This window comes from Mesorhizobium sp. M0491 (genome assembly GCF_040321265.1).
Lineage (GTDB): Bacteria > Pseudomonadota > Alphaproteobacteria > Rhizobiales > Rhizobiaceae > Mesorhizobium.
In genome coordinates this window covers 1-8269 of sequence record NZ_JAMYRE010000049.1, presented here as the reverse complement: position 1 = coordinate 8269, position 8269 = coordinate 1, and the positions used below count along the sequence as shown (strand labels likewise).

The 8269-nt window shown below is 63.2% G+C and carries 3 protein-coding genes; 2 read left to right on the top strand and 1 reads right to left on the bottom strand.

The window, feature by feature from the left end:
* Nucleotides 1-148: 148 nt before the first annotated feature.
* Complete coding sequence (locus tag NKI69_RS33130) at nucleotides 149-1198, bottom strand: threonine aldolase family protein (protein WP_023810075.1); 1050 nt, start codon at nucleotides 1196-1198, stop codon at nucleotides 149-151.
* Between the two features lie 494 nt (nucleotides 1199-1692).
* Between NKI69_RS33130 and gltB the strand changes: the two genes are divergently transcribed.
* Entirely contained in the window at nucleotides 1693-6429 is a 4737-nt protein-coding gene (gene gltB, locus NKI69_RS33125; protein ID WP_352723417.1) for a glutamate synthase large subunit, read from the top strand.
* Between the two features lie 140 nt (nucleotides 6430-6569).
* Complete coding sequence (locus NKI69_RS33120) at nucleotides 6570-8024, top strand: glutamate synthase subunit beta (RefSeq protein ID WP_352632041.1); 1455 nt, start codon at nucleotides 6570-6572, stop codon at nucleotides 8022-8024.
* The last annotated feature ends 245 nt before the right edge of the window (nucleotides 8025-8269 follow it).

The following is an 8269-nucleotide window of genomic DNA, read 5'->3' as shown; positions in this document are numbered from 1 at the left end:
GCTCACCCCCCCCATCTACCCAATTCCGCGGTCTTCGCCAACGCCAACGCCTAGCCAGCCAACCACCGCTCACAACTCAACATGTCCCCCCCCGAGCCGCCAGGGCCGCCCAACGGCGCCGCTTTTTTGTTGTCGGGGATATCCGTTATCAGGCGATCAGCTGGCCAAAACGGTCGACTTCATCGGCTGTCGTCGCAAAGCTGGTGACGAAGCGGTAGAGCAACTCGTCCTCGCCGATGTGGCCGTCAAAGCCATGCGGCTTGTGCCAGTCGTAGAAGGCGGCCCCCGCGGCCTGCAGCCCCTCGGCCTCGGCTTTCTTGATCACCGCGAAAACCTCGTTCGCCTGCGGCAGCCATGCCAGCTTGGCCGTGGCCGAATCCTCGATCGCGGCGGCAAGGCGTGCGGCCATAGCGTTGGCGTGGCGGGCGGTGTCCAGCCACAGTCCATCCTTGAAATAGGCCTCGAACTGCGCCGCCACGAAGCGCGATTTCGAAAACAGCTGGGCGGCGCGCTTGCGCAGGAAGGCCAATTCCCTGGCACGATCAAGATCGAACAGCACGACCGCCTCGGCGCACCAGCAGCCGTTCTTGGTGCCGCCGAAGGAGAGGATGTCGACGCCGCGTCTCCAGGTCATTTCGGCCGGTGTCGTCTCGAGTGCGACCAACGCATTGGCAAAGCGGGCGCCATCCATGTGCAGGGGCACCGAATATTGTTTGGCGATCGCGGAGATCGTCTCGATCTCATCCAGGCCGTAGATGGTGCCGACCTCGGTCGACTGGGTGATCGAAACGGCCATCGGTCGTCCCCAATGGACGATTTCCGGTGCGAAACGGCCGATGGTCCTTTCCAGATTGTGCGGATCGATCTTGCCCAGCGCGCCATCGATCTCATGCAGGCGAGAGCCGCCGGAAAAATACACCGGCGCGCCGCATTCGTCCTCGATGACATGCGATTCGCGATGAGCAAAGGAAATGCCGCCCGGCTTGTTGTAAGCGGTGAGCGCCAGCGAATTGGCGGCCGTGCCGGTGGCGACGAAGAACACCGCGACCTCTCGTTCGAAAATCTCGCTGAAGCGCTGGTAGACTGCCCGGTCGAGCGCACCGTCGCCATAGGCGGTGGAAAAGCCGCCGGCATTGGCCGACAGGCCGGCGGCAATATTGGGATGGGCGCCTGCCCAATTGTCGGAAGCGAAGAACATGCATCTGCCTATGTCTTGGGAGATCGGGGCTTTGGGGAAATCAGCCTGAAGTTGACCGGTTTCGCGAGCGGACCGCAAGGGGCCAGGCGCCGGAAAAATGGTAAAGCCAGCCAACCGACAAAGCCCGGGTCGAAGACTGAAGCTTACGTTTTTCCTCAACTTCACGACATTTTCTGTCGCGGAAAGCCCAAGTTTTTTGTGAATCGGTCTTGTGTGCGTCCCAGATTTCTGCAATAAAAATTTAGGACAGTAGTGCTGTCTTATTTTGTCGCACAAAACGAGCTGGATTGGCGTATCATTTGGGCCTCTCCGGCTGTTGCCGCGAGCGACAGGTGGACAGCCAGACTCTGGCCTGTACGATTACCAGATGCGATCCATGCGGAAAGCCGCCTGGTTCGGCAAGGATTTCGCAAGACGTGCCACAAGGATCAGGGTGAGCCAAGCGCTTGCCGAGGCAAACCAGCGCCTGAATGGCTGGGAATGGAGGACAGGAGATGACGGACATGACGCACTCTGCGACGAACGGCCAGGCCGCGCAGACGAAAGCGGCAACCGTCAAAACCATGTCCCGGACCGATATTGGCCGAACCGCCAACGGCCTTTCCGCCCAGGGCCTTTACGATCCTCGCAACGAGCATGACGCCTGCGGCGTCGGCTTCATCGTCAATATGAAGGGGGTGAAGTCGCACCAGATCGTCAAGGACGGGCTGGCTGTGCTCGAAAACCTGACGCATCGCGGCGCCGTTGGCGCCGATCCGCTGGTCGGCGATGGCGCCGGCGTGCTGGTGCAGCTTCCGGACCAATTCTTCCGTGAGGAGATGGCGGCCCAGGGCATCGACCTGCCGCCGGCCGGCCAGTACGGCGTTGGACACTGGTTCATGCCGCAAGACGTGGCCCTTCGCGCCCATATCGAGGACATCATTGCCGAATCGGCGCAATCCGAGGGGCTTCCGCTCATCGGTTTCCGTGACGTGCCCGTCGACAATTCGTCGCTGTCGAAGGCGCCTGACATCGTGGCATCCGAGCCGTTCCATCGGCAGATATTCATCGGCCGCACGCCAGACATTACCGATGACGAGGAATACGAGGCCAGGCTCTATCTGTTGCGCAAGGTGATATCGGGCCGCATCTATGCCGAGAACGACAACAAGGACATCGGCGCATATTGCGTGTCGCTGTCGGCGCGCACCATCGTCTACAAGGGCATGTTCCTGGCTTATCAGGTCGGCGCCTATTACAAGGACCTGATCGATCCGCGCTTCGAGACCGCGCTGATCCTCGTCCACCAGCGCTTCTCGACCAACACCTTCCCGTCTTGGAAGCTGGCGCATCCCTACCGCATGGTCGCCCACAATGGCGAGATCAACACCGTGCGCGGCAACAACAACTGGATGGCCGCGCGCCAGGCGTCGGTCGATTCCGAACTGTTCGGCAACAACATCTCGAAGCTGTGGCCGATCTCCTATGACGGGCAGTCCGACACCGCCTGCTTCGACAATGCGCTCGAGTTCCTGTTCCAGGGCGGGTACAGGCTCAGCCATGCCATGATGATGCTGATCCCGGAAGCCTGGGCCGGCAACAAGCTCATGGATGCCGATCGCAAGGCCTTCTACGAATACCATGCGGCACTGATGGAGCCGTGGGACGGGCCGGCGGCGGTGGTTTTCACCGATGGACGCCAGATCGGCGCAACGCTCGACCGCAATGGCCTGCGCCCGGCACGCTACATCGTCACCGACGACGACCGCGTCATCATGGCCTCGGAAGCCGGCGTGCTGCCGGTGCCCGAGGAGAAGATCGTCAAGAAGTGGCGGCTGCAGCCAGGCCGGATGCTGCTGATCGACCTGGAGAAGGGGCGTATCGTCTCCGACGAGGAGCTCAAGTCGGAGATCGCGACCAAGCATCCCTACAAGACCTGGCTCGCCAACACACAGCTCATCCTCGAAGATTTGAAGCCGGTCGAGCCGCGCGCGCTGCGCAAGGATGTCAGCCTGCTCGATCGCCAGCAGGCGTTCGGCTACAGCCAGGAAGACACCAAGCTTTTGATGTCGCCGATGGCGACAACAGGCCAGGAGGCGGTGGGCTCGATGGGCACCGACACGCCGATCTCGGCGATGTCGGACAAGTCGAAGCTACTCTACACCTATTTCAAGCAGAACTTCGCCCAGGTCACCAACCCGCCGATCGACCCGATCCGCGAGGAGCTGGTGATGAGCCTGGTGTCCTTCATCGGGCCACGGCCCAACATCTTCGACCTGGTCGGCAATTCGCGCCGCAAGCGGCTCGAGGTGCGCCAGCCGATCCTGACCAATGGCGATCTCGAAAAGATCCGCTCCATTGGCCACACCGAGGACCGCTTCGACACCAAGACGATCGACATCACCTATGGCTCGGCCGAAGGGGCCGCGGGCATGCAGGGCGCCATCGACCGCTTGTGCGAGCGGGCGGAGGCGGCGGTCGCCGGCGGCTACAACATCATCATCCTGTCCGACCGCCAGGTCGGGCCGGACCGCATCGCCATACCGGCGCTGCTGGCTACGGCTGCGGTCCATCATCACCTCATCCGCAAGGGGCTGCGCACCTCGGTCGGCCTCGTCGTCGAATCCGGCGAGCCGCGCGAAGTGCATCATTTCTGCTGCCTTGCCGGCTATGGCGCCGAGGCGATCAACCCTTACCTCGCCTTCGACACGCTGCTCGACATGCACAAGCGCGGCGAACTGCCGAAGGAGGTGGACGCCTACGAAGTCGTCACGCGCTACATCAAGTCGATCGGCAAGGGCATCCTCAAGGTGATGTCCAAGATGGGCATCTCGACCTACCAGTCCTATTGCGGCGCGCAGATTTTCGACGCCATCGGCCTGAAGACCGATTTCGTGCAGCAATATTTCACCGGCACCGCGACGCTGATCGAAGGCGTCGGGCTGGACGAGATCGCGGCCGAGACGCTAAGCCGCCACAATGACGGTTTCGGCAACGACCCCGTGCTGCGCAACAGCCTCGAGGTCGGCGGCGAGTACATGTACCGCATGCGCGGCGAGGCCCATATCTGGTCGCCCGACGCTGTCGCCACCTTGCAGCACGCTGTGCGCCAGGGATCGTGGGAAACGTTCAAGGACTATTCCGCCCAGATCGACAGCGAGACGGCCCGCGCCCAGACCATTCGCGGCCTGTTCAAGATCAAGCTGGCCGGAGAGACCGGCCGCAAGACGGCGGCGCTCGACGACGTCATGTCAGCGGCCGACATCGTCAAGCGGTTCTCGACCGGGGCGATGTCGTTCGGCTCGATCTCGCGCGAGGCGCACACCACGCTGGCGCGCGCCATGAACCAGATCGGCGGCAAGTCGAACACCGGCGAGGGCGGCGAGGAGGCCGACCGCTATCTGCCGTTGCCTGGCGGCGGCAAGAATCCCGAACGCTCGGCGATCAAGCAGATCGCCTCGGGACGGTTTGGCGTCACGGCCGAATACCTCGTCAATTCCGACATGATGCAGATCAAGGTGGCGCAGGGCGCCAAGCCCGGCGAGGGCGGCCAGTTGCCCGGCCACAAGGTCGACGCGACCATCGCCAAGGTCCGGCATTCGACGCCGGGCGTCGGCCTGATCTCGCCGCCGCCGCATCACGACATTTATTCGATCGAGGATCTGGCACAGCTGATCTACGATCTGAAGAACGTCAATCCGGCGGCCGACGTGTCGGTCAAGCTGGTGTCGGAAGTCGGCGTCGGCACGGTTGCGGCGGGCGTTGCCAAGGCACGCGCCGACCACATCACCATTTCGGGCTATGATGGCGGCACGGGCGCCTCGCCGCTGACCTCGCTCAAGCATGCCGGCAGCCCATGGGAAATGGGCCTTGCCGAGACGCACCAGACGCTGGTGCTGAACGGTCTGCGGTCGCGCGTTGCGCTGCAGGTCGATGGCGGGTTGCGCACGGGACGCGACGTGATCATCGGCGCGCTGCTCGGCGCCGATGAATTCGGCTTCTCGACCGCGCCGTTGATCGCGGCCGGCTGCATCATGATGCGCAAGTGCCATCTCAACACCTGCCCGGTCGGCGTCGCGACTCAGGATCCGGTGCTGCGCAAGCGCTTCAAGGGCACGCCCGAGCATGTCATCAACTTCTTCTTCTACGTCGCGGAAGAGGTCAGGGAGCTGCTCGCCGAGATGGGCTACACCCATCTCGACCAGATCATCGGCGACACCGATCTTCTGGAAAAGCGCGACCTGATCGTGCACTGGAAGGCACGCGGGCTCGATTTCTCGAAGATGTTCTTCAAGCCGGATGCGCCGCATGAGGCCGTGCATTGGACCGAGCGGCAGAAGCACCCGATCGACGACGTGCTCGACCGCAAGCTGATCGAGCTGGCAAAGCCGGCGCTCGAAAGCAAGCAGCCGGTCAAGATCGAGGTCGACATCCGCAATGTCGACCGCTCCACGGGCGCCATGCTGTCGGGTGAAGTGGCCAAGCGCTTCAAGCACAAAGGCCTGCGCGAGGATACGATCCAGGTGAAGCTGACCGGCACCGCCGGCCAGTCCTTCGGCGCCTTCCTGGCGCGCGGCATCTCATTCGAGCTTGTCGGCGCCGGCAACGACTATGTCGGCAAGGGCCTGTCGGGCGGCCGCATCGTCATCCGGCCGCCGGAAGGGGCCAAGATCGTCGCGGCTGAGTCCATCATCGTCGGCAATACGGTGCTCTATGGCGCAACCGAGGGCGAGGCCTACTTCGCCGGCGTCGCAGGCGAGCGTTTCGCCGTGCGCAATTCGGGCGTCGCCGCCGTCGTCGAAGGCGTTGGCGACCATGGCTGCGAGTACATGACCGGCGGCATCGTCGTCGTCATAGGCAAGACCGGCCGCAACTTCGCCGCCGGCATGTCGGGCGGCGTCGCCTATGTGCTCGATGAGGCAGGCGACTTCGCCGAGCGCTGCAACATGGCGATGGTCGAGCTGGAGCCGGTTCCCGAAGAAGACGATTTGATGGAGAGGCTGCTGCACCATGGCGGCGACCTCGACCACAAGGGCCGCGTCGACGTGTCCGGCGACATGACCAGCCATGACGAGGAGCGGCTTTACCAGCTGATTTCCAACCATGTGCATTACACCGGGTCGGTGCGTGGCCGCGAGATCCTCGACGACTGGACGACTTTCCGGCCGAAGTTCCGCAAGATCATGCCGGTCGAATATCGCCGTGCCCTGATCGAGATGGAACGCATGCGCATGGGCGTCGCGGCGGAATAGGCTTGCAATTGCCGGGGAGCCCAGGCTTCCCGGCCCATCTTCATCGATAGTTTGACCTCGTGCGAAAGGTTGCCATGGCTGCCTCAAGGGGTTAACGGGTGCGGCGAAAACCGTACCATCTGGACAGCAGGAACTGGACTATGGGCAAGGTAACAGGCTTTCTCGAAATCGACCGGCAGGTGCACAAGTACCAGCCGGCCTCCGATCGCATCCGGCATTTCCGCGAATTCACGCTGCCGATGTCGGACAAGGAGGTCGAGAAACAGGCCGCGCGCTGCATGGATTGTGGCATTCCGTTCTGCCACGGGCCGACCGGCTGCCCCATCCACAACCAGATCCCAGACTGGAACGACCTCGTCTACAATGGCGACTGGGACAACGCGATCCGCAACCTGCATTCGACCAACAATTTCCCGGAGTTCACCGGCCGCATCTGCCCCGCGCCCTGCGAGGAAGCCTGCACGCTGAACCTCGAGGACATTCCCGTCGCCATCAAGACGGTCGAGCAGGCGATCGCCGACAAGGCCTATGAAACCGGCCATATCAGGCCTTATCCGCCGGAGAAGAAGACCGGCAAGCGCGTCGCCGTCATCGGTTCCGGTCCGGCCGGTATGGCGGCTGCCCAGCAGCTTGGCCGCGCCGGCCATGACGTCCACGTGTATGAGCGCGAGAGCCGGCCCGGCGGGCTGATGCGCTACGGCATTCCCGACTTCAAGATCGAGAAGCACTACATCGACCGGCGCATCGAGCAGATGCAGGGTGAGGGCGTGACATTCCATTGCGGCGTCAATGTCGGCGTCGACAAGTCGGTTGCCGAGCTGCTCGCCGAACATGATGCCGTGCTCTATTGCGGCGGCTCGGAAACGCCGCGCGCGGCCGGCATTCCCGGCGACGATCTCGGCGGCGTGCATGACGCGATGCCCTATCTGGTGCAGCAGAACAGGCGAGTCGGCGGCGAACCGATTCAGTCGGTGGCGTGGCCGTCGCATCCGATCATCGCCGGCGGCCAGCATGTGGTCGTCGTCGGCGGCGGCGATACAGCGTCCGACTGTGTCGGCACGGCCTTCCGCCAGGGCGCCGTGCGTGTCACCCAGCTCGACATCCGCCCGCAGCCGCCGGAGAAGGAAGACAAACTTTCGGTCTGGCCCTACTGGGCGACCAAGATGCGCACCTCGTCCTCGCAGGCCGAAGGCGCGGAGCGCGAATTCCAGGTGGCGACGCTCGAATTCATCGGCGAGGAAGGCCAACTGACCGGCGTCAAGTGCTGCGAGGTCGATGACAAGCGCAAGCCGATCGCCGGTACCGAATTCGTCATTCGTGCCGATCTCGCTTTCATCGCCATCGGCTTTGCCGGGCCGGCCGCGGCCGGTGTGGCGAGGGAATTGGACGGGCAGATGAAGATCGCCACCGACAGCCGCCGTTCCAGGAATGTCGAGGCCAATGACCGCGACTACAGGACCAGCGTGGACAGGCTCTATGCGGCCGGCGACGTGCGTCGTGGCCAGTCGCTGGTCGTCTGGGCGATCCGCGAGGGCCGCCAGGCGGCACGCTCGATCGACGAGGCGTTGGTGGGGTCGAGCGTCCTCCCGCGCTGAGCCCGTTTGGAAACTCTACTCCTGCGGCCATCTGAAGGCGTTTTCTGCGCTTCCGGTGCTCGCGTACTCAAATGTACGCTCCGCTCCGGTTCTCGAAAACACCATCATATGACTCGCAGGAGCGAGTTTCGAAACGGCCTCGGAGCCGGTGCGAAGCGATACTAGAGCGATTCCTATTTTGAGAGAATCGTAGGATTCCCAAAGCCGGATGTTTGTGATTCAAGATGCTGGCTGGATTGGAGGCC

Bases quoted from the DNA above. Each gene is read 5' to 3' on its own strand.
- NKI69_RS33130 (WP_023810075.1), bottom strand. From the start codon at position 1,198: ATGTTCTTCGCTTCCGACAATTGGGCAGGCGCCCATCCCAATATTGCC.
- gltB (WP_352723417.1), top strand. From the start codon at position 1,693: ATGACGGACATGACGCACTCTGCGACGAACGGCCAGGCCGCGCAGACG.
- NKI69_RS33120 (WP_352632041.1), top strand. From the start codon at position 6,570: ATGGGCAAGGTAACAGGCTTTCTCGAAATCGACCGGCAGGTGCACAAG.